The sequence below is a fragment of the Ditibartonella choladocola genome (genome assembly GCF_002007565.1).
In the GTDB taxonomy this organism is placed as follows: domain Bacteria; phylum Pseudomonadota; class Alphaproteobacteria; order Rhizobiales; family Rhizobiaceae; genus Bartonella; species Bartonella choladocola.
Window position 1 is genome coordinate 1,014,648 of the sequence record NZ_CP015625.1, and the last position, 20,808, is coordinate 1,035,455.

The following is a 20,808-nucleotide window of genomic DNA, read 5'->3' on the forward strand; positions in this document are numbered from 1 at the left end:
TTATCATAAAAACATGAATTCACCAAAAGACGCTCGTCTTGACTTACACTGTTACATGGCCTTGCCGATGTCTGCAACAGTACGGAAAGACAACAGAAAGCCGAATGTATGCTTTGGCTCGTTTTCCCAAGGGTTACGGGTTTGAGAATAACCGAGATTGAAGCCGAAACATTCGTCAAGATAATTCACGCCCGTGCCTAATCTCACGAAAGTATCGGAAACAAGGTCGTAACTCGAATTTGCATGAATCGACCAATGTTCTGTGAATTTATAATTGCCATAGAGGCTGACTTCCTGACGATCCTGAGCATAGCCATAATCCGGCTGACTCTGAATATAGGCGTATTGCGAGGAAAGCGAAACCCGCTTCCAGTTTTGTGAAGCTTCTACTTCGCCGCGCCGTATCGAACCGGAATCATTGTCGAAACGGCCACGCGAGGCTATTGCAAAACCATGTTCATTGCTTGCACCGATCATGGCAACGTAATCGGAACGGGCGCTTTCCAGCCCTGAATCGGCCCCGACGCTAACGAAATCTTTGGCGTTATAAGAGTTTTTCCCGAAAATCTGGAAAGATTGACCGGCCAGACCGTATAGCGACCAACCGTTGTCGAAGTTACCGGAATATCTCAGACCGACATTCGAGCGCGTTCCACCTTCTGCACGATCATAACCGGAAAATTTGTCGCGTTGAAATAATGTTGTGGCATCAAAGACAAAGCTTTGGGCATCTTCGTTAGGCAGGCGCCCGGTATATTGTTCATTATTGCGAATGAAAATTTGCGCGATCGGCTCGATGACATGGGTGGAATTACCGGCAGTAAAGAGCAGGGGATAGCGCAAATCCAGTCCCGCAGTTGCAATCCCGCGGAAAGCACCCGATTTGATATCCAACTGGCTATAGCTGCCATCTGTCATGTAGCCGCCATAATTACCATGGGCGTCCGCACCTATACCATCACCACGCAATGCCAGAATTGGTGTAAACACCAGACCGCCTTGACTAATCAGGCTTCTTTTCCATTCAACGTCGGAGGTCAAGCGGAAATCTGTTCCGGACATACCCGCGAGTCTTGCCGTATTAAGCGGGCGTCCTTGCCAGTCGGCAAATGCAAAATCCGCTTTATCACGGTAGATAGATTGTACATTGGCATGGAAGGTGAATTCGCCGCCATAGACTGCTTCGTCAGGTATAAAAGAATAATCAATGCGGGGAAGAACCCATGGTTGACGTGTATAACGTTCGCTTGGATTATCCTTCAGCATCGAATCCTGCACTTCAAAGTGATAAAAGCGCATATCGAAATAGTTGCGTCCGGCAAGACCTTCCAAATAGATCTGGGAACGGAATACATCGTTTTTGTAGCCTTCCAGATCATAGGTGCGGCTGAAATTTCTATCCGATTGGGCTAGAATATCCCATCCATATGTCCAATTGGAATTGATCCGGAAATCACCTTTGGTTGCCACCATATAACGATTATCGTTATTGCTATCAATCGTATCATGGTCGAAATCATCAGGATTTGCCTGATAAATATGGGCAAAACGGATATTATATGTACCGGTTTCCAAACGGTGGCGCCATTCGCCTTCGGTCAGCAGCCCTTGATTGGTGTAGCCGGTTGCGGAAAGTGTAAAATCATAATTGGGAGCCAGATTCCAGAAATAGGAATTACGGACACCGAAACCCAGATCATTGGTATAAACAAAATTCGGGGTTAAAAGACCTGTTTTGCGTTTGACTGTCGGATCCGGCATTTCAAAAACCGGAAACCATGCAACCGGCAAGCCAAAAAACTCGAAATGGCTATCCTCGAAACGCATTGTTTTGGTTGCGCCATTCCAGATGATCTTTTTCGCTTTAATCTGCCAGAGGACATCCTTATCGGGCTTATAATAGCAGGGTTCGCAGGCAGTATAAGCACCGCGATTGAAGACAGTCATCTGCCCGCCGCTGCGTTCGGCACTTACTGCTGCAAATCGTGTGTTATCCGGCGTTTCGGCTCTGAGAGAATTGACGAAGCCTTCCCCCAGATCATCGGTCATATCGATTTGCTGGGAATAATATTTGCTCCCGTCAGGCTGGACAATTTCAACATCACCTTCGGCCAGAACGCGATTCGTTTTCTGGTTATAGACAACTTTACGGGCGACAATGCGGTTGCCATCATATTCGATCTGCACATTGCCTTGCGCGGTGACCGTATTGGCATCACGATCATAGACAAGCTCGTCTGCTGAAAGCAACATACGTGCGTTAGGATCAGTTTGATGCGTGGCTTTCATAGCACTGAAGTCCTGGGCAGAAGCAACATAAACTGCGCCTATACCCAAAGAGCAACCCAATGCGGTACCGAGTGCCAACGCCCTGAGGCTGTTTGAAATTTTCATTCCACTTGTCAATTGTCTCACCTAGCCATCCTCTTTATGCAACAAAAAGGATATACCAAAAAATAACGCAATAACAACCGGCACCCAAGCAGCAATGACAGGTGGCACATAAGCCGCCTTGCCAAAAGCCTGCACAAGAACCGTGATTACATAAAGCACGAACCCGGCAATGATTCCACCCAAAATCATTGTACGTGATTGACCAAACCTTACAAATTTCAATGTAACAGTTGCTGCGATCAATGTCATCGCAATAAGAAGAGCAGGAAGTGCAATCAGAGATTGCAACTGCATATCGAACGAATTGGCCGAATAACCGAATGATCTGGCGATTTCAATTTTTCTGGGCAAATCGTAAAAAGGGATGGTTGCCGGATCGGCCAATTTTTCTTCGACAAATTCCGGTCTCAGATTTGTCGGAATCTTCAATTCTGTAAAATTTTCAGGCTCATGGCCAGCCCTGTAGCGAGCACCACTTTCGAGCAGCCAATAGCCGTGTGTGAGGTGTGCACGTGTGGCATTGAGCCAATCCTTGATTGTCGCATCGTCATTATATTCGACGAAGGTCGTATCCACCAGTGTCAAGCCGCCGTCAGCAGTCGATTTTGTACCTATGGTTGTAATGCCGACATCGGTTCTTTGCGTTAACCATGGAACACGTTCGTTATCCACAGTTGCCTCGACATTTTTACCTTTCCACTCGGAAAGTATTTTTTCCGACTGCGATGTTCCCCAGGCTGCGATCGGATTGACGACGACGACTCCGAAAAGGCCGAATAAGAATGCGCCGAAACACAAAGGCGTCAAGAACTGCCATGCCGAAACACCGATAGAGCGCGTAACGACAAGTTCCATTTTTCTGTTCAATGTAATCAACGTTGCCATTGCCGAAAACAGAGCAACAAACGGAAATAACTGTTGCATATTAAAAGGAATACGCAGTGCCGAGATAGCCAGTGCTCCGAATGCCGAATAGCCGGGTAGCCCTGCCAGTCGCCCGGCATTGATCGTGAAATCAATCAGCAGCGATAGAACGAAGATTCCGAGCAGAAAATAAATTGTGGTTTTTACATATCTTGTAAAAAAATACCGCCCCAAGGTCCAACCGATCATGATGCGCCTCCGTTGACATCAGATTGTTTGTGACGGAAAATTTTTGCTCTAATCCGCTTCATACCGGTCAGAAGTTTGTCACTGAACCGGTCGGGAAGTGTCATTTTTCGATTCGTTATAAACAGGAAGGCAATGAAAGCGCAAACGCCGATCGGCAAAATATATAAAAGCGGTATATAGCCGAGGTCATTGTCGGCACGGTCGCCAAAGAAATAGCCGACCGCATAAACGAGGAGCGAAAGCGAAATTGCGGAAAACGATGCCGAAATACGAGCCTGACGCTGCGAGCGTGCATCACCTGCCACTGCCAAAGCGATCAAGGCAAAAACAATCGGGTAAAGCCAATCGGTGAAGCGACGGTGTAATTCTGCGGTATATTGCAACGGACGCCTTTGAAAATAAGAATCATTGGCATCGGGATGAAACAAATAGACGAGTGGGCGATCTTTCGGAAAAATAGTCGGTGTTCCATCACTCGCGGTGAAATCGCTGAGGTTGAATGTATAAGAGCCGAACTTGATAATCGACACGGTTTCGGCCTTATTATCACGTCTTTGTACTTCGCCATTATTAAGGATAAGAAAATCACCGTTATCATTGCTGACGATAGAACCGTTTACGGCATAATAATAAAGGTCGGTAGAAGGGTCTCGCTGGTCGGCAATAAAAAGCCGCCCGATTGTGCCGTCATCGTGACGTTCGCCAATTTCCATATAAAGATCATCGGTTAATTCGCGAAAGTTCCCTTCCTGAATAAAAACATTGATAAGGTCGGAATGTGTTGTGGCCATCATTTGCCGCATGGTGATACGCGCCTGCGGGCTGATGAAATTGGTAATCACAAATGAACAACAAGCCGCCAGCACTGCGAGGATGAGAATCGGTTTCCAGACGGTTCCCCTTGGCGCTCCCGAAGCATTGATAACTACGAGTTCTGAATCCTGATTCATCGTCGATAAGGTTTGCGCTATCGCAATAACCAAAGCGAAGGGAATGACGAGGGGAATGACCGACGGAATAAATAAAGATGAAAATTGAAGAATAGTAAAAACAGTCTGGCCACTTGTCGTCAGGAAGTTGATTCTGGAAAGAACCTGCACCGTCCAGCTAATGCCGACAGCCGCTAGCAGAACTGCTGCAAACAGAACAAAAACGCGCCGAAGGATGTATAGTTCAATAATGCGCATTGGCAAAAAATACATCCTCACTATCAAAATTCATGACATCCAGCTTTTTAGAAGCGGGAATTCATATCCAAACCGTTCATTTCTCTTTTCTGTCAAATATCATAATGAATCTAACAAGAGGCAAAAAAATTTAGTTAACCGCTTCTTAACAATTTTCTTTTGCCACAAGTGACGGTTAAGTTGCAAGATGGCAAAAGACATCTTGCAGTGCACATGACAAAAAAATACATTTTAGTGCCGACAGGTCACACTGCACTTCCGGTTTCGATATTAAAGACAAGATTAAATGCAAGCCGAGCGATACGATTATGCGAATTTACGGCTTTAAATCAGCAATTGGCAGGAGTTATTGAATGCAAAAAGATATTTTAATAGATAGCAATACGGTTTCCGCGCCGAAGAAAGCGACAGTTGTTGTTCTTGTTAACGAAAACAGGAAAACCACTTTTGAAGTCGAAAAAATGGTGGGAAAAGCACTGATCGAAAGGATCGTTTCGGTACGCGGCTTCAAAGGGAAAAAACTTGAAGTTGTCGATGAAGTTTGTGACGGCAAAAAGGGTTTTGACCGGTTGGTTCTTCTTGGTATTGGCAATACCGAACAGCTTGACGGTGACGACTGGATCAAAATTGGCGGTGCAGCATTTGCATCCCTCAAAGATACTGATTCAGCCGATATTTACCTGACTGTAGCCGGTGAAAAATTAAAAGACGAAAACATTCTCGATTTTGTTTTAGGGCTAAGGCTGCGCAATTATTCGTTTGATGACTATAAAACCGTTTCAAAGACCAAAGATAGCCACACAAAGGCGATGAAACTTGTCCTCCAGTTGGAGGATGCAAAAGCAGGCGAGGCTCTTATTGAAAGAGCAAATTCGCTTGCCGATTCGGTTCTTCTTGCACGCGATCTTGTCAATCAGCCTGCCAACATTCTGGGAACCAAAGAGTTTGTCAAGGAAGTCGAGAAACTCGAAAAGATCGGTGTGAAAGTTGAAATCCTCGACGAAAAAGATATGAAAAAACTGGGCATGGGCGCTTTGCTTGGTGTAGCGCGCGGTTCCAAACGTCCGCCTTATCTTGCGGTCATGCAGTGGCAAGGGGGGAAAGCCAAAGATCGCCCATTGGCATTTGTCGGCAAGGGTGTGGTTTTTGACTCCGGTGGCATTTCCTTGAAATCGGGTGCAGGCATGGAGGGAATGAAAGGCGACATGGGCGGGGCAGCGGCCGTTACCGGCTTGTTGAAAGCTGTTGCTTCGCGAAAAGCCAAAGCCAATGTGGTCGGTGTGATAGGGCTTGTTGAAAATATGCCTGACGCAAACGCCCAACGCCCCGGTGATATTGTCACGTCGATGTCGGGGCAGACAATTGAAGTTATCAATACAGATGCCGAAGGCCGGCTGGTTCTTTCGGACGCATTATTTTATACCAAAGAGCGTTTCAAGCCCGCAATTATGGTGGATCTCGCCACTTTGACCGGTGCAATTATGGTTGCTCTTGGAACCGAATATGCGGGGCTTTTCAGTAATCAGGATGAATTGGCCGGTCGTCTTGTGAATGCAGGGCATAAAACAGGTGAAAAGCTGTGGCGGATGCCTTTGAGCGAGACCTATGACAAAATTGTCGATTCCAAGGTTGCGGATATGAGAAACAGTTGTGGCCGTCATGCCGGTTCGATTACCGCAGCTCAATTTTTGCAACGTTTTGTGGGCGAAACCGCTTGGGCGCATCTTGATATTGCGGGTACTGCGATGGAAGCACCGCTGAACGAATATAACCAATCCTGGGCTTCGGGCTTCGGCGTCCGCTTGCTTGACCGGCTGATTAGTGACAATTACGAGGCTTGAGGTGGCAGAAATCCTTTTCTACCATTTGACCCAATCAACGCTTGATGAAGCCCTGCCAGGGCTTGTCGAGCGTTCTTTGGCGCGGCACTGGAAAGTGACAATCCAGTTTATGAGCGATGAACGTCGCGATGCAATGGATTCCTACCTGTGGGTCTATGCTGACGATTCGTTTATCGGTCACGGAACGGAACGCGATAAATTTCCGGATCTTCAGCCGGTATATCTGACGGTGGGAGAGGAAAACCCGAATGGTTCGCAGGTGCGTTTTCTGGTCGAGGGCGCGGATTGTTCCAACCCGCAAAATTATGAGCGTCTGGTCGTCATGTTCGATGGCCGCGATCAGGAACTTCTTGCAGAAGCACGAAGACAATGGAAATCCTATAAAGAACAAAATCATCAGCTAACTTATTGGCAACAAACCGAAGATCGTCGTTGGGAGAAAAAAGCCTGATGCGCATAACCCCTGTTATTCTTATTTTTATCGGTTTTGCCGGTTTGATCTATCCGGAAAAATTTATTGAAGACGGTTCCGGCGGCGGACGTTGGGTTTTCGTTATTATTATCGCACTCGGCGTTTATACAATTTTGAGAGCCGCCAGAAAAAATCGGGACAGATGAATTTTATCCGGCTATTACATCTTATCTGGGCTGTTTTCTTCGCTTTCCTGATAACGTCATGGATTGGCTCGACCCGTATTTTATCAGCTACGTTCCATATCGAAAATATAGCCTTTGCAGCCAATGTTATTTTTATCTCTACAACAGTTCTGGTGGCTCTTTTACTTCATCTGGTTTTACCATCGGTTATGCCGAAAAAAACAGCAGTGGCAGCTTTTTTGCTGCCACTGCTATTTTTCCTGTTTTTGCTCGCCTGATATTTTTAATTTATCAGTGAGAAATTTCTTTGTCGGTAAAGCCTACAAAACATGTCAGAGAGATAAAGGAACTCAGTAACAGATAATAACCGATATAAGCGGTTCCGAAATTCTGGACGAGTGTCTCGGCAATATAAGGAGCAAATGATGCACCGACAATTCCCGCAAAGTTGAATGTCATCGACGCACCGGTATATCTGATTGTTGTGGGGAACGGCGAGGCAAGTGCTGCTCCGATCGGACCATAGGTGAGCCCCATCAGGCCAAGGCCGACGGCTGAAAGTATAAAGCTTCCGAATACACCTCCATCCAAAAGATAGGGCATGAGAAAAGAAAAAAGCCCGATAAAAATCGTAACCCAGATCATCAGAGTGCGGCGTCCGATACGGTCGGATATTTTTCCTGAAAACGGAATGAGAAGGCCGAAGAATACAGCACCAACCATCTGGATTTCGAGTGCTTGGCCGAAAGTGAGGTGAAGGTGGTGGGTTGAATAGGATAACAAATATGCGCTGCACAGGTAGAACAATACAAAGGTGGTCATACCGGCAAAGCTGCCGAGGAAAAGCGCCCGCGGATATTTAACAAAGACATCGATCAATGGCACTTTGACGCGTTCGGCACGTTCAATAGCTTTTTTGAATTCGGGCGTTTCGCTGATGGAAAGGCGTACCCAAAGGCCGATAATAATCAGGATAATCGAAGCGATAAAAGGTAGCCGCCATCCCCATTCAAAACGTTGGCTTTCGCTTAAAAAATTCCACATGAACCAGAATGTACCGGCAGAAAGGATAAGTCCTATGGGCGCACCCAATTGTGGGAACATTGCATACCAGCCACGTTTTTCCTTCGGTGCGTTTTCTGTTGCCAGCAAAACAGCGCCGCCCCATTCACCTCCCAGACCAAGACCCTGACCGAAACGGCAGAGTGTCAGCAATAACGGGGCGTACCAGCCAATGGATTCATATGTCGGTAGAAAACCGATAAGAACAGTCGAAATACCCATCGTCAGCAATGCAGCAACGAGTGTCACTTTGCGACCCAATTTGTCACCATAATGACCAAAGACGATTGATCCTAAAGGACGTGCGAAGAACGCAGCCGAAAAAATGGCAAAAGAACTTAGAAGCGCAACAGTCGGATCGCCCTTCGGAAAAAATAGTACAGGAAACAGAAGTGCTGCTGCCGTTGCAAAGACATAAAAATCGAAAAACTCGATTGTCGTGCCGATCATACTGGCAAGCAAAATCTGCGCAACCGAATTATGAGGTTGGGCATTTTCTTCGACGATAGCTGTTGACATGATTGGAAAGTCTCCACCCTATTAATCGTAATGAAATTATAAAAATAGTTTGCAATAGTTATAAAAATTTCTTTGTTGTGTCGAGTCTCGTTTAAATAAAAAATTTGGTGAACGATAAAACCATCAACATGTTGGGGTTTTTGTCTATAGACGTTAGCAGAGTTTATCTGTTCCGGCTTTTATTTTGCTTTAAGCGGGGTAGCTTTCGGGGTATCTCTCCGGTTTTGGCGAATAACAGCTTTTTGCCGCTTCGCTCACACCAAGAATTTCATGGCGAAAATTATATGATGAGGCACTTTATCTATATTTTTAACGTTTAAACGGCAGGTGCTGGCAGCTTGGAAAATGTGATGAATGGCGGTTCGACAAGTAAAAAATTGAACTTACTGCCTGTCGTCCGGCGATATTGATTTACCACGAGAGCTTGCAGCCCGATATGGTTGCAAATGAAATCGGCTTACGGAATTTCATGAAAACACTTGAATATAATCTTTAATCTGTTCATTGCAGACTAAAATTTTCCGTTCTTCATGGTTGACCGGACATTAAAAAGAACCCGATAAAGCCTGTTTTTCCGGCTTTATCGGGTGGTTGAGCAATAGATAATATATTGCTTGCTGCGGGTAATATTACATGGCTTGTTACCCGATAGCGTCCTCGTAATCGCTACTCATTTTAAGCCAGCGGCTTTCGGCGTCTTCAAGCCTGCTTGCAGCATCTGCACGTTCTTTAGCAAGCTCCGCGCCTTTTTCGGGCGATTTTGCATAAAGATCAGGCTTTGCAAGCTCGCCGTCCAGACGCGCAATCAGTTTTTGCAGCCTTTCTATCAAGGCTTCGGTATCGGTTATCTGTTTTTTGAGCGGCGCCAGTTCTGCGCGTTTTTCGGCACTGGCCTTGCGTTGTTCATTTTTTGATTTTTGCGGGGTGGCCTGTTTTTCTTCTTTGACTACGGATTTTGCTTTTGTGAGGCCCAATATGTCATTGCGATAATCATCCATATCGCCTTCATAGGGATGAACTGTTCCGTTACTTACAAGCCAAAGCCGGTCGGCTGTTGCTTCGATAAGGTGACGGTCATGCGCAATGAGAATGACTGCGCCTTCAAAATCATTGAGTGCCATTACAAGAGCTTCACGGCTGTCAATATCGAGGTGATTGGTCGGTTCATCGAGGATGAGAAGATTCGGTCCTTCAAAAGTTGCAAGTCCCATGAGCAAGCGGGCTTTTTCACCACCCGACAACTCTTTGGCTTTTGTCATCATTTTTTCGGTAGACAAGCCCATGCGGGCAACGGCCGCGCGAATTTTTGCTTCCGGTTGTTTCGGCATGAGGCGGCGTACATGCTCGATCGGATTTTCTTCCGGCCTCAAATCATCCATCTGATGCTGGGCAAAAAATGCAACTTTCAGATTGGGGGAAACTGTTATCGTACCGGCTTCGGGTTTGAGGCGCCCTGCAAGCAATTTTGCCAAAGTGGATTTACCGTTTCCGTTTGCCCCCAGAAGTGCAATTCTGTCGTCATTATCTATTCTAAGGTCAAGGCCTTTTAATACCGGTTTTCCCGCTTCATATCCGACATCGACTTTCGATAGTGCTATAATCGGCGAGGCGGCTATCTTTTCAGCAGAAGGGAATGAAAAAGGCTGGACGTGTTCATCTTGCCATACGCTCACAGGTTTCAGTTTTTCCAAAGCCTTCAAGCGCGATTGTGCCTGTCTTGCTTTGGTTGCTTTGGCACGAAAACGCCGGACAAAATCCTCCATATGCTTGCGATGGGCTTCCTGTTTAGCCGCCTGCTTCAGTTGCAGTTCTTTTGTTTCGGCGTGCTGGCGTTCAAATTGGTCATAATTGCCACGCCAGAGGGTCAATTTTTTATTCTCAAGGTGCAAAATAGAGTTTGTAGCACTGTTGAGCAATTCGCGATCGTGACTGATGATAATGACCGAATAGGGGTAACGGCGTATATATTCGATAAGCCAGAGTGTTCCTTCAAGATCAAGATAGTTTGTCGGCTCATCGAGCAGGAGCAAATCGGGTTCGGAAAAAAGAACCGCAGCAAGTGCAACGCGCATACGCCATCCTCCGGAAAAGGACGATGCCGGTCTCTGCTGGGCATCCGCATCAAATCCCAATCCCGATAGAATGCTGGCGGCGCGGGCCTCGGCAGAATGCGCGCCGATGTCACCAAGACGCGCATGAATTGCGGCAATTCGCATCGGGTCGGTTGCGGTTTCGGCTTCCTTCAGCAATGCTGTACGTTCTTTATCGGCCGCAAGGACAATAGAAATGAGCGAATCATCAGTTCCGGGAGCTTCCTGTGCAACCTGTCCGATGCGGGTATCTTTAGGGATGGTAACATCGCCTGTTTCCGGCGCAAGATCACCCATAATGACACGGAAAAGCGTTGACTTGCCTGCACCATTATGGCCGACAAAGCCGGTTTTCGTTCCCGTAGGGAGCGTGGCGCTGGAATGGTCAATCAGGAGACGCCCGGCGATGCGGACTGTAATATCGTTCAATATCAACATAACCTAAGGCTTTTGCATGGGTTTTGAACCGAAGGCAAGAAAAATCGCTGCAATAATTGTTTAACAAACTTGTTAAAGGCTCAAGGTCGTTATCAAGTCGAAATAATGCATATAATTTGTCGAATTGTGCCTTAACGGGAAAAGGGTTTTACTTGGCAAATGTCGGTTATACGGTTATAGAGACGCAACTGAAAATATATTTATAAAGGTGGCAAAATGGCTATAGAACGCACTTTTTCAATGATTAAACCCGATGCAACACGTCGTAATCTTACGGGTGCCATCACCAAGATGCTTGAGGAGGCAGGCTTGCGCGTTGTCGCTTCCAAACGTGTGTGGATGAGTTTGCGTGAAGCAGAAGGCTTTTATGCTGTTCATAAAGACCGTCCGTTTTTTGGCGAATTGACAGAGTTCATGTCATCTGGCCCGACAATTGTCCAAGTGCTTGAAGGCGAAAATGCCATTGCCAAAAACCGTGAAATCATGGGTGCGACCAATCCGAAAGATGCTGCCGAGGGGACAATCCGCAAAACATTCGCTTTGTCGATCGGGGAAAACTCGGTTCACGGTTCCGATTCGCCCGCAACAGCCAAAGAAGAAATTGCCTATTGGTTTTCCGGCACTGAAATTGTCGGCTGATGATGACGTCACTGAAAAAATTCGAGTAATAATAAAGCCCGGAACTGATACCGGGCTTTTTATTCGGTTGGCATTGAAGGCCGGAAGACAGAGTTTCCCGTTATTTGCTAAATTTTGTATTTGTTAAAGTTTCTTTCTGTTTTTCGATAGGTCAGAGATCCGGCACAAGGCGGGCAACATAATTGCCATTTTCATCTTTCAAAATAAGTCGGCCCAGATCATCGAACATGTAGGATTTTGCTTTGGCAAGCATTTCAATGAAGCGGCTTTCCTGTTGCGAAATCGCTTCTGCGCAGGCCATGAAAGTCATAGCTGGCGGGTCGAACGAGATAATGTCTCTCTCGTCATCAATAACAGCAGAGGTTGTATAACGATTACAGCCGCCACTGCCGGTTATACGATATTTCGGATGGTCACCGGCCTTTTTATCTTCAGCTTTCGGCTCGACGGCGACAGTCAGATGGGAATTGTCGATAATGCCGGTTCCGAACATATCTTCGACTTTCCATTCATGTCCGGAAATTGTCGTTGAAACAGGTTTCGGTGTTGTTGTCGATTGATTGACCATGCCCAATACAAGTTCATAACGAGCGTTTTTATCTTCGGGAACAATCATCTTTCTTTCATCGCTTACAAACCATAAAACATCGCCAACGGCAATGCGTGCCTGAAGCGCGTATTTGTGTTGTGGAGCAATATTGGCATGATCGACCGGAAGATCAAATTCGATAGGAACCGAACCATTAGGCTGTTGCGCGATTTCTGCAACGATAGGGAAGGGGCCATCAGCATTGGTAACATCGACGAGTTGAACAACGAGATAGGCATGTTGCGGAAGTTCTATCCGCTGGAGATAGGTGACATCACCATGAATGGTTAATGTTTCCGATGCAGCACTATATGTAGGTACAACTGTATTCATTATAAACGCCGGTAGAACAACGAGAGAAACACTTGCCAGCGCTGTCGCGCCAAATGTAAAAGCCGCCAGAATATGTCGTTTCATGAATTGATGTTACCCCTGTTGAACACAGATATATCAATGGCCAATGCCCCCGTTTGATTGAACCACTGTAGCTGCCGACAGTACGTCAACGCGCTACCCCATAAGTATGCCTCTTTTTCTGGAAAAAATAAGGCACAATGACCTGTGATCCACCAAAACCTGCGGATATATTTGTTCGTTGTTTACTTCTCTATTCCCCGATAAAAGACAATGGCGTCATAAGCATCGCTTTTAAAAGGATTCGGTTTGCATTATTTTTTCGATTGCCCGGACTTTTTTTGCCATCTCACCTTCGTATGTTCATCAGTCGCTTTGGCTTCAACCCAGTTTTGTGGTGTCCCGTCACGAAGATGTTCTTTCTTCCAGAACGGAGCTTCGGTTTTCAAAAAGTCCATAATGAAGTTCGCCGCGTCAAACGCTTCCCGCCGGTGAGGGGAGGCGGTTACAACCAGAACAATTTGTTCCCCGACCTTGATTGTCCCGAAACGGTGGATAACCGTGACGCCTTCCAGTGACCAGCGCGTCGAGGCATCGTCAACAATCTGTTTGATGCGTTTCTCGGCCATTCCCGGATAATGTTCGATTTCGAGAGCAGAAAGACGCCCGCCTTCGCTTCGGCATAAACCGCAAAAAGCCACAATACCACCCACCGAGGCAGAGTGATTGCGGATTTTGTCGACTTCGGCACCCATGTCAAAATCTTGCGGCTGGACAGAGATTTTAATTTTCATGTTTCAACCACCTGTCATCGGCGGAAAAAGGGCAATTTCATGCGAATTTCCAATGAGGCTATCGTGATCGACATGTTCTTCATCAATAGCCACGCGTATAAGCTCCGGGTTCTCCAGAGCGAAAGCATAGTTTTCCCCAAGGGTTTTGAGATAGGAGAGAAGATCATCTACCGTTTTCACGTTCTGCGGTAATTCAAGAGTTTCTTCTCCGCGACCGATACGTTCGCGAACCCATGCAAAATATTGTAATTTCATGCGTATCCTTCAATCAATCACGTGTTTAAGACCGGCGCGGAAATAATCCCAGCCCGTCCATAGTGTAAGAATAGCGGCGACCCACAACATGACAAGGCCAAATTCGGTGGCATAAGGAATAACTTTGTCACCGGCAGGGCCGGCAAGCAGAAAAACAATGGAAAACATTTGCACGGTCGTTTTCCATTTTGCCAATCGCGAAACCGGAACACTGACTTTGAGTGATGCCAGATATTCACGTAATCCTGAAACCAGAATTTCGCGGCAAAGAATGATGATTGCCGCCCACAGCGCCCAACCGGCAATTGTACCATCAGCGGCTAGCAACAGAAGGCAAGCCGAAACAAGAAGTTTGTCTGCAATCGGATCAAGCATACGACCGATATTCGAGGTCTGTTTCCAGACGCGCGCAAGATAACCGTCGAAAAAATCTGTAATAGACGCGACCACAAATATGATAACCGCCCACCAGCGTGCTGTATCGGTCGATTGCAGACGGCCTTCCACAAAAAAGCACAAGACAACAAGCGGTACGGCAACAATGCGTGCATAGGTAAGGATGTTTGGCAACGATAAAGTATGATTTTTCATTCTGCCGTATTCAATCCTTTTAACGTCTTGAGGCTGCTTGAAAACAAAACGAACAAAGCGGCCGATCGGGTGAACTTAAAAAAGCAATCAAATATACCCTTTTTGAGAAGAGCGTACCAATTGAATCAAGTTACCTCTATTAATTAGCGATAGAATCGTCAGAAACAAGCATTATCTTTCATTAAAATGATCGTGAATTTGTTGAGCTGTTGCTGCCGAGATTCCTTCAACTTTCATCAAATCTTCCACCGCCGCGCCTGCAACGGCTTTTGCAGTTCCAAAATGGCCAAGCAGGGCCCGCTTGCGTGCCGACCCGATGCCTTCCACTTCGTCGAGCGGATTCTTCATCATTTCTTTTTTACGTTTTATGCGATGGGTGCCGATGGCAAATCTGTGTGCTTCATCGCGCAAACGCTCAAGAAAATATAGGACAGGGTCGCGCGGTGGTAACATGAAAGGCGGGCGACCGGAAACAAAAAACCGTTCCCGTCCTGCCTCGCGATCAACACCTTTTGCAACACCGATAGCTGTGACAACATCGTCAATGCCGAGTTCTCTGAGCATCTCGTGCACCACTGTCATCTGGCCTTCGCCGCCATCAATCAGAATAATATCGGGCCATGCAGGAAAACTGTCGTCATTGGCCGCAGTATCATCGGCTTGGGGTACCGGTATACCATGCTCTTTGATAAGCCTTTTGAACCGCCGGTCGATAACTTCCTTCATCATACCGAAGTCGTCACCCGGTGTAATATCGGTCGAACGGATATTGAATTTTCTATATTGATTCTTGATAAAACCTTCGCGTCCGGCAACGATCATGCCGCCCACCGCATTGGTTCCCATAATATGCGAGTTATCATAGACTTCGATACGGCGGGGTACTTTTTCAAGTCCGAAAGTCTCTGCAACCCCTTGCAACAGTTTATCCTGTGTTGAAGTTTCAGCAAGCCGACGTCCCAAAGCTTCGCGTGCATTGGTCAGCGCATGTTCAACCAGTGACTTTCTTTCACCCCTTTGCGGCACCGATATTGTTACTTTGCGCTCTGCTTTTTCGGAAAGGGCTGTAGCAAGCAATTCTTCCTCGTCGACATGGTCGGAAAGCAGAATAAGCTTCGGTACCGGCTTGTCGTCATAAAATTGGGCAAGAAAAGCGCCGAGCACTTCGGGAGCAGAAATTGAAGGGTCGGCTTTCGGGAAATAGGAACGGTTTCCCCAGTTCTGTCCGGTTCTGAAGAAGAACACCTGAATGCAGGTCATACCGCCCTGTTGGGCGATCGCAAAAACATCTGCTTCGTCGACAGTTTGCGGGTTGATTTCCTGATGTCCCTGAATATGGGACAGGGCAGACAAACGGTCGCGATAGACCGCGGCTCTTTCAAAGTCGAGTTTATCGGCAGCTTCCCGCATGATTTTTGCCATATTGTCTTGAATAGCCTGACTTTTTCCCGAAAGAAAGGCTTCCGCCTCGTCGACAAGTTTCATGTAATCGGCGTCACTGATTTCGTGAGTACAAGGAGCCGAACATCTTTTAATCTGATAGAGCAGGCAGGGTCTCGTGCGTGATGCCATAACTGCGTCGGTGCATGTTCTGAGCAAAAACGCTCTTTGCATAGCATTGATTGTTCTCGTTACAGCACCGGCAGACGCAAAGGGACCAAAATAATCGCCTTTGCGAGAGCGTGCACCACGATGTTTATAAATAGCCGGAGCGCGTGTGTCGCGCGTAATGATAATATAGGGAAAGCTTTTATCATCGCGCAGCAGAACATTAAAACGCGGGCGCAACCGCTTGATGAGATTGGCTTCCAGAAGAAGGGCTTCGGTTTCTGTACTGGTAACCACAAATTCCATATAATGGGTGGCTCTTATCATGCGCGCGATGCGGTTGTTGTGTCCGTGTCCACGCGCATAATTCGACACACGTTTTTTCAGATTCCGCGCTTTGCCGACATAAAGGACGTTTCCATCCTTGTCGAACATCCGGTACACTCCGGGCTTGTTCGGCAGATTTTTGACAAATTCCTGAATGAGCGGTGCACCGGTGAGCTTCAGATCATCATTTTTGAAACCACCCTTATCCCAGATAATATCGGGGCCGTCGGAGCGCGAATGTTGATCTTCACCTGATTTTGCTTCCTGATTTTTAGCGGCATCAGTGTTTTGTTCGGTCAGGGAGTTCATAATTATTCATTTCGTCCTGCAATATCGGGCGTTTGCCACATTAAATGTTGCCCGCCATCCAATGCAATCATTTGTCCGGTTATTGATGTTTGACACCAAAAATAACGTATTGTTGCACCAAATTCGGCCAAGTCAGGCCCGTGTTCCAGCAAAACAGAATGCGCTTGTCTTACAAAATCGTCTTCATCCTGTCTCGAACTTTTAAGCGTCGGTCCCGGACCGATAGCATTGACCCGAACACGTGGTGCAAGTGCTTGAGCCAGAGTTTTCGTCAATGTCCATAAGGTCGACTTGGATAATGTGTATGACAAAAAGTTGGGGTTAAGCTTCAATACCCTTTGGTCAATAATATTGACGATCAAACCTTTGAGGTTTTCCGGTAATAAAACAAACATACGGTCGGCCAATAGAGCGGGCGTTTTTACATGTATAGCAAAATGGTTATCCCAAACATTCATATCAAGTGCGCCGATACCATCATCGAGAAATAGCGAAGCATTGTTGACAAGAATTTCAACCGGCCCCATTTTTTCCGTTACTGTTTCGACAAGACCTCTGCCATGGGTTTTCAAAAGATCGGATTGAAAAGATAAAGCTTTGGCTCCGGAAGCTTCCAATTTATGCAGAAGTGCATCGGCTTCCTGCCGTGCTTCATTATAATGAATTGCGAGATCAAAACCGTTTGCAGCCAGATCAAGCGCCATTGCGGCGCCTAAACGTTTGGCACCGCCTGTAATCAGAACAACAGGACGCCTCTTTTCCATTTAATCAAACAGTTTCCATTGACAATTTTGTGTAATATCCAGGCTCGCAACAAGTTTGGAACATTACAATCCAAAATGGCGATATTTTTCGGTGAAATCAAGGCTTGTAAAATCACAAAACAAATCACCCATGCGGTGAAGCAAAAAACGTGCGCTTTTATGTGTTATCATCGGTTCATAGATGAAGGCTTTATTTGTAACACTAAACTTACCGGATGCTGACGGACTAATTCATCAGATATGACAAGTGGTGATATTGCCCGATAACATTGCGATTTTGAATTTATGAATGCGGGTATATTCGTGAGAAAAATATCTTGCAGTGAACCACAATCACTCAAGCGCCCGTTTGTCGGAAATTGATTTTCGTCACTGGAGTTTTCCACCAAACGCAATATTTTTTAAACAGGCTCCACAAAATCATTGTCAGGCAGAACTAGGGTTCAATGTGCGGGATGCTGATGATACCGGCTTTTCAACCTCGCCGGATATATGAATTTGTCTGTTCAACTTTTATCTTTTCTATTCGGGAAAACAATTAATTTGCTCTGTATCATGGCAAATCTCGTTGTAAAATCTTCAACACGAGAGAGATATTCATGACGACAGTCGGAATAAACCGCTCAAGCTTTGGTTCGCAAACCACGATATTCCGCTTTCGGGACGACATTTTAAAATGTGCAATCGCAGCCAATAAGCGGATGATCGGAAATAGCAATGCGTGCTGCTGATAATCTGTTCAGGACACTTGTAAAATGCTGCCCGCCCGAAATGATTTCATCGCCAGATCGGAAGGATTCTTGATTGGGAGAATGGTAGGCGCAACTTTGCCGAGAACTGACGTTTCAGATCGAAGTCGTCAGAACGTGCTATGAAACTTGTATAATCACAAGACGGGAACGGAGAAGAAAGGCAGCGCGTGTCCGGCTTTTATTATTTGACTGCCCGACAGTTACCGTCCTGAATTCGCCATTTGTCGAAACCTTCAACGCAGAATTCGACATTGTAGCCACTTACACCTGTGAAGCCCTGACCATATTCCACCATATAATAAAGCGGATAGCTTGACCCGTCATTCATAATGGCTGTCGCACGGCAAAATTGGCGGGGAATATTGAGCTTTGTAGCCGGATTTTCGCCGCGACCCATTGTTATATCTGTAACATGTTCGATATGAACGGGCGGCAGACCCGGAACGTTTCGCACCTCATGACGGAATTTGTAACCGACTTCCCAAAGAATGCGTTTATAACCACACACGCCCGCATCGTTGACTGAAGAGGCTTGCGAACGGGGAGCAAGCGATGTTGCCAAGTCGGCTGCTGTTGCAGAATTCACGCAGGCGTAGAAGCCAAGCCCGAAAACCGAGAGAGACAAAACTTTGCGAAAACTTGCATTAAAGAACGATGACTTGTGCATGATTATTCCACGTTGACCATTTATTCCTGCAATATGTTTCATTGTCGCTATTCCGTCAAGTTCAAACAGCTTCACCATTTATCCATTCGTTGATTAATTGTGCATGTTTGTCTGCTCCAAGGCGATCAAGCAAAAATGGTTTAAGCTTGTCCATTTCATGGGGCAGAACATAGGGCGGATTAACAATAATCATACCACACCCGTCAAGTCCGGGCATTTCGGAGCGTTGTTTAATTCTAAGCTCCAGTCGCAAGATTTTCGGGATCGAAGTGCTTCTCAACTCGTTCATAAACCAATTGAGTTCATTATAATGTTTGACAGGATACCAAAGTGCGTAGATTCCGCCGGGAAACCGTTTATACGCTTTTTCAAGACCTTCGATAAGCCGCTCGAATTCGTCGTTTTTTTCAAATGGCGGGTCAACAACGATAAGTCCGCGCTTTTCCTTTGGCGGCACATGGGCACCAAGTGCAAGATATCCGTCGAGATGAATGACGCGGGTCTGATAATCACCGGCAAAATTATTCGCCAATTTTTTATAATCGGCTTCATGAAGCTCTATCGCTGTTAGCCGGTCCTGTTTTCTCAACAGTTTTCGCTCGATATAAGGTGAACCGGGATAACGGCCGAATTTTCTGCTTTTATCATTAAGCTCGTTGACCACATCAAGCCAGGGCTTGATGAGTAATGCAACATCCGGAGCCACAGCTTGATCGAGAATGCGGCCGATGCCATCAATCCATTCACCGGTTTTTTGTGCCTCATCCGAAGCAAGATCATAAATGCCGATGCCTGCATGTGTATCAATCACACGGAACGCATGGTCTTTCTTTTTAAGATATTCGATGATGCGGGCGATAATGATATGTTTGAACACATCGGCAAAATTGCCTGCATGATAAATATGGCGATAATTCATTGTTTTGTTCTAACCGTTCCTCACATTAGCCGAGGCCGATTTTATGCGGCAAAACGACAGCGCGGGTTCCCACCGGTACGCGGCTATAAAGGTCGATAATATCCTGATTGAGGAAACGTATACAGCCTGAGGATACCCGCTTGCCGATTGACCAGGGTTCGACTGTTCCATGTAAACGGAAAAGTGTATCTGTACCACCTCTATAAAGATAAAGAGCGCGGGCACCCAGCGGATTTCCGGGACCGCCTTTCATGCCATCCGACAGATGGCCGTATCTTTGCGGCTGCTTTTGCATCATGCTTGCAGTCGGGTGCCATGTTGGCCACACCGCTTTGCGGCCGATTGTTGCTTCTCCCTGAAAATCGGCCGCTGCCGACCGCGCAACACCGACGCCGTAACGCATGGCGCGTCCTTCGGAAAGCACAAAATAACAAAAGAAGTTGGTTGGATCGACAACAATAGTTCCCGGTTTATAGGGCATATGGAATGCAACTTCCTGACGCAGATATTCCGGATTGATCCGCCTTGTATCGACAGCATTCACCGGAAAACCGTTATCGGTTGTGGCGGCATACATGGATGCGTATTTTTCGTTTAACGGGTATTCGCCGTAACTGACCTTCTTCTTTTGCGTAACCTTCGGTTTTGCCTTGTGCCGCCTTATAACATAGGTCGTTGTCGTTACCGGCTCGCCGGTATCAATAGGAACCATTTTGGGTAAAGGGTGGCGAAAAGTACAACCGGCGAGAAAAAGCGGTGCTGAAAGAAGGAAAAAGCGTCTGTTCATTTTAAAGATCTCGATAGCCCCGACAAACCGTACGACTGTAGGTCGATTTTGGTCTGCCATGATTGGAAAAAGCAAATATCCTTCGATAAGGTTTGACGAGCAGATAAAAGAAAATAGATACCGACTCTTCTCTGCAAATCAATTTTTGTGCGGGAAGCTTTTAACACAAAATTAACGTGATTTGATAGAGCCTATAAAATCTGATTTTTTTAATTTCATATAATTTTGTTATTTTTATAGATTTGCTTTTGTTGTTTTGTCGAGCGGGAAGT

At 46.3% G+C, this 20,808-nt stretch carries 19 protein-coding genes; 5 read left to right on the forward strand and 14 right to left on the reverse strand.

Annotation, left to right across the window (positions count from 1 at the left end; all coding sequences use genetic code 11):
* Positions 1-51 precede the first annotated feature (51 nt).
* From BBC0122_RS04535 to lptF, 3 genes are read right to left on the reverse strand one after another with little or no spacing between them, the layout of a single operon-like run.
* Entirely contained in the window at positions 52-2,415 is a 2,364-nt protein-coding gene (locus BBC0122_RS04535) for an LPS-assembly protein LptD (RefSeq protein ID WP_077991734.1), read from the reverse strand.
* Entirely contained in the window at positions 2,416-3,507 is a 1,092-nt protein-coding gene (gene lptG, locus BBC0122_RS04540; RefSeq protein ID WP_077991736.1) for an LPS export ABC transporter permease LptG, read from the reverse strand. It lies immediately after the preceding gene.
* The gene (gene lptF / locus BBC0122_RS04545; RefSeq protein WP_077994497.1) at positions 3,504-4,694 is read right to left on the reverse strand and encodes an LPS export ABC transporter permease LptF; all 1,191 of its coding nucleotides are present in this window, start codon (positions 4,692-4,694) and stop codon (positions 3,504-3,506) included. The genes lptG and lptF overlap by 4 nt, the downstream gene beginning before the upstream one ends.
* Before the next feature lie 353 nt (positions 4,695-5,047).
* Between lptF and BBC0122_RS04550 the strand changes: the two genes are divergently transcribed.
* From BBC0122_RS04550 to BBC0122_RS04560, 4 genes are read left to right on the forward strand one after another with little or no spacing between them, the layout of a single operon-like run.
* On the forward strand, positions 5,048-6,535 hold the full coding sequence (locus tag BBC0122_RS04550) for a leucyl aminopeptidase (RefSeq protein ID WP_077991738.1): 1,488 nt from the start codon (positions 5,048-5,050) through the stop codon (positions 6,533-6,535).
* A 1-nt stretch (position 6,536) separates the two neighbouring features.
* Entirely contained in the window at positions 6,537-6,986 is a 450-nt protein-coding gene (locus BBC0122_RS04555) for a DNA polymerase III subunit chi (protein ID WP_077991739.1), read from the forward strand.
* Positions 6,986-7,153: a hypothetical protein gene (locus BBC0122_RS12970; RefSeq protein ID WP_188318084.1), complete on the forward strand. Its 168-nt coding sequence runs from the start codon at positions 6,986-6,988 to the stop codon at positions 7,151-7,153. Before BBC0122_RS04555 ends, BBC0122_RS12970 begins: the two co-directional genes overlap by 1 nt.
* Positions 7,150-7,410, forward strand: coding sequence for a hypothetical protein (locus tag BBC0122_RS04560; RefSeq protein WP_077991741.1), 261 nt, complete (start codon positions 7,150-7,152; stop codon positions 7,408-7,410). The genes BBC0122_RS12970 and BBC0122_RS04560 overlap by 4 nt, the downstream gene beginning before the upstream one ends.
* A 13-nt stretch (positions 7,411-7,423) precedes the next feature.
* Here the strand turns inward: BBC0122_RS04560 and BBC0122_RS04565 are convergent, their stop codons facing one another.
* Together BBC0122_RS04565 and BBC0122_RS04570 are read right to left on the reverse strand one after the other, a co-directional pair.
* The gene (locus BBC0122_RS04565) at positions 7,424-8,713 is read right to left on the reverse strand and encodes an MFS transporter (protein WP_077991742.1); all 1,290 of its coding nucleotides are present in this window, start codon (positions 8,711-8,713) and stop codon (positions 7,424-7,426) included.
* A gap of 641 nt (positions 8,714-9,354) precedes the next feature.
* Positions 9,355-11,241 (reverse strand): ABC-F family ATP-binding cassette domain-containing protein, encoded by a 1,887-nt coding sequence (locus tag BBC0122_RS04570; RefSeq protein ID WP_077991743.1) that lies wholly within the window; start codon positions 11,239-11,241, stop codon positions 9,355-9,357.
* 216 nt (positions 11,242-11,457) lie between these two features.
* On the opposite strand from BBC0122_RS04570, the gene ndk reads away from it, so the two are divergent.
* The gene (ndk, locus tag BBC0122_RS04575; protein ID WP_077991751.1) at positions 11,458-11,880 is read left to right on the forward strand and encodes a nucleoside-diphosphate kinase; all 423 of its coding nucleotides are present in this window, start codon (positions 11,458-11,460) and stop codon (positions 11,878-11,880) included.
* 151 nt (positions 11,881-12,031) lie between these two features.
* Here ndk and BBC0122_RS04580 read toward each other — a convergent pair whose 3' ends face one another.
* The 9 genes from BBC0122_RS04580 to BBC0122_RS04620 all read right to left on the reverse strand — a co-directional run bounded on the left by BBC0122_RS04580 (position 12,032) and on the right by BBC0122_RS04620 (position 20,536).
* On the reverse strand, positions 12,032-12,886 hold the full coding sequence (locus tag BBC0122_RS04580; RefSeq protein ID WP_077991753.1) for a YbaY family lipoprotein: 855 nt from the start codon (positions 12,884-12,886) through the stop codon (positions 12,032-12,034).
* A 251-nt stretch (positions 12,887-13,137) separates the two neighbouring features.
* Entirely contained in the window at positions 13,138-13,617 is a 480-nt protein-coding gene (locus BBC0122_RS04585; protein WP_077991755.1) for a molybdenum cofactor biosynthesis protein MoaE, read from the reverse strand.
* Between the two features lie 3 nt (positions 13,618-13,620).
* Positions 13,621-13,872: a molybdopterin converting factor subunit 1 gene (moaD, locus tag BBC0122_RS04590; RefSeq protein WP_077991757.1), complete on the reverse strand. Its 252-nt coding sequence runs from the start codon at positions 13,870-13,872 to the stop codon at positions 13,621-13,623.
* Positions 13,873-13,881: 9 nt separating this feature from the next.
* On the reverse strand, positions 13,882-14,463 hold the full coding sequence (gene pgsA, locus BBC0122_RS04595; protein ID WP_077991759.1) for a CDP-diacylglycerol--glycerol-3-phosphate 3-phosphatidyltransferase: 582 nt from the start codon (positions 14,461-14,463) through the stop codon (positions 13,882-13,884).
* A gap of 171 nt (positions 14,464-14,634) precedes the next feature.
* On the reverse strand, positions 14,635-16,647 hold the full coding sequence (gene uvrC, locus BBC0122_RS04600; RefSeq protein ID WP_077991761.1) for an excinuclease ABC subunit UvrC: 2,013 nt from the start codon (positions 16,645-16,647) through the stop codon (positions 14,635-14,637).
* 2 nt (positions 16,648-16,649) lie between these two features.
* On the reverse strand, positions 16,650-17,411 hold the full coding sequence (locus BBC0122_RS04605; RefSeq protein WP_077991762.1) for an SDR family oxidoreductase: 762 nt from the start codon (positions 17,409-17,411) through the stop codon (positions 16,650-16,652).
* A gap of 933 nt (positions 17,412-18,344) precedes the next feature.
* Positions 18,345-18,872, reverse strand: coding sequence for a hypothetical protein (locus BBC0122_RS04610; RefSeq protein WP_149866637.1), 528 nt, complete (start codon positions 18,870-18,872; stop codon positions 18,345-18,347).
* 19 nt (positions 18,873-18,891) lie between these two features.
* Positions 18,892-19,749, reverse strand: a complete 858-nt coding sequence (locus BBC0122_RS04615) for a 23S rRNA (adenine(2030)-N(6))-methyltransferase RlmJ (protein ID WP_077991764.1) — start codon at positions 19,747-19,749, stop codon at positions 18,892-18,894.
* Positions 19,750-19,774: 25 nt separating this feature from the next.
* On the reverse strand, positions 19,775-20,536 hold the full coding sequence (locus BBC0122_RS04620) for a L,D-transpeptidase (protein WP_225868150.1): 762 nt from the start codon (positions 20,534-20,536) through the stop codon (positions 19,775-19,777).
* Positions 20,537-20,808: the final 272 nt, after the last annotated feature.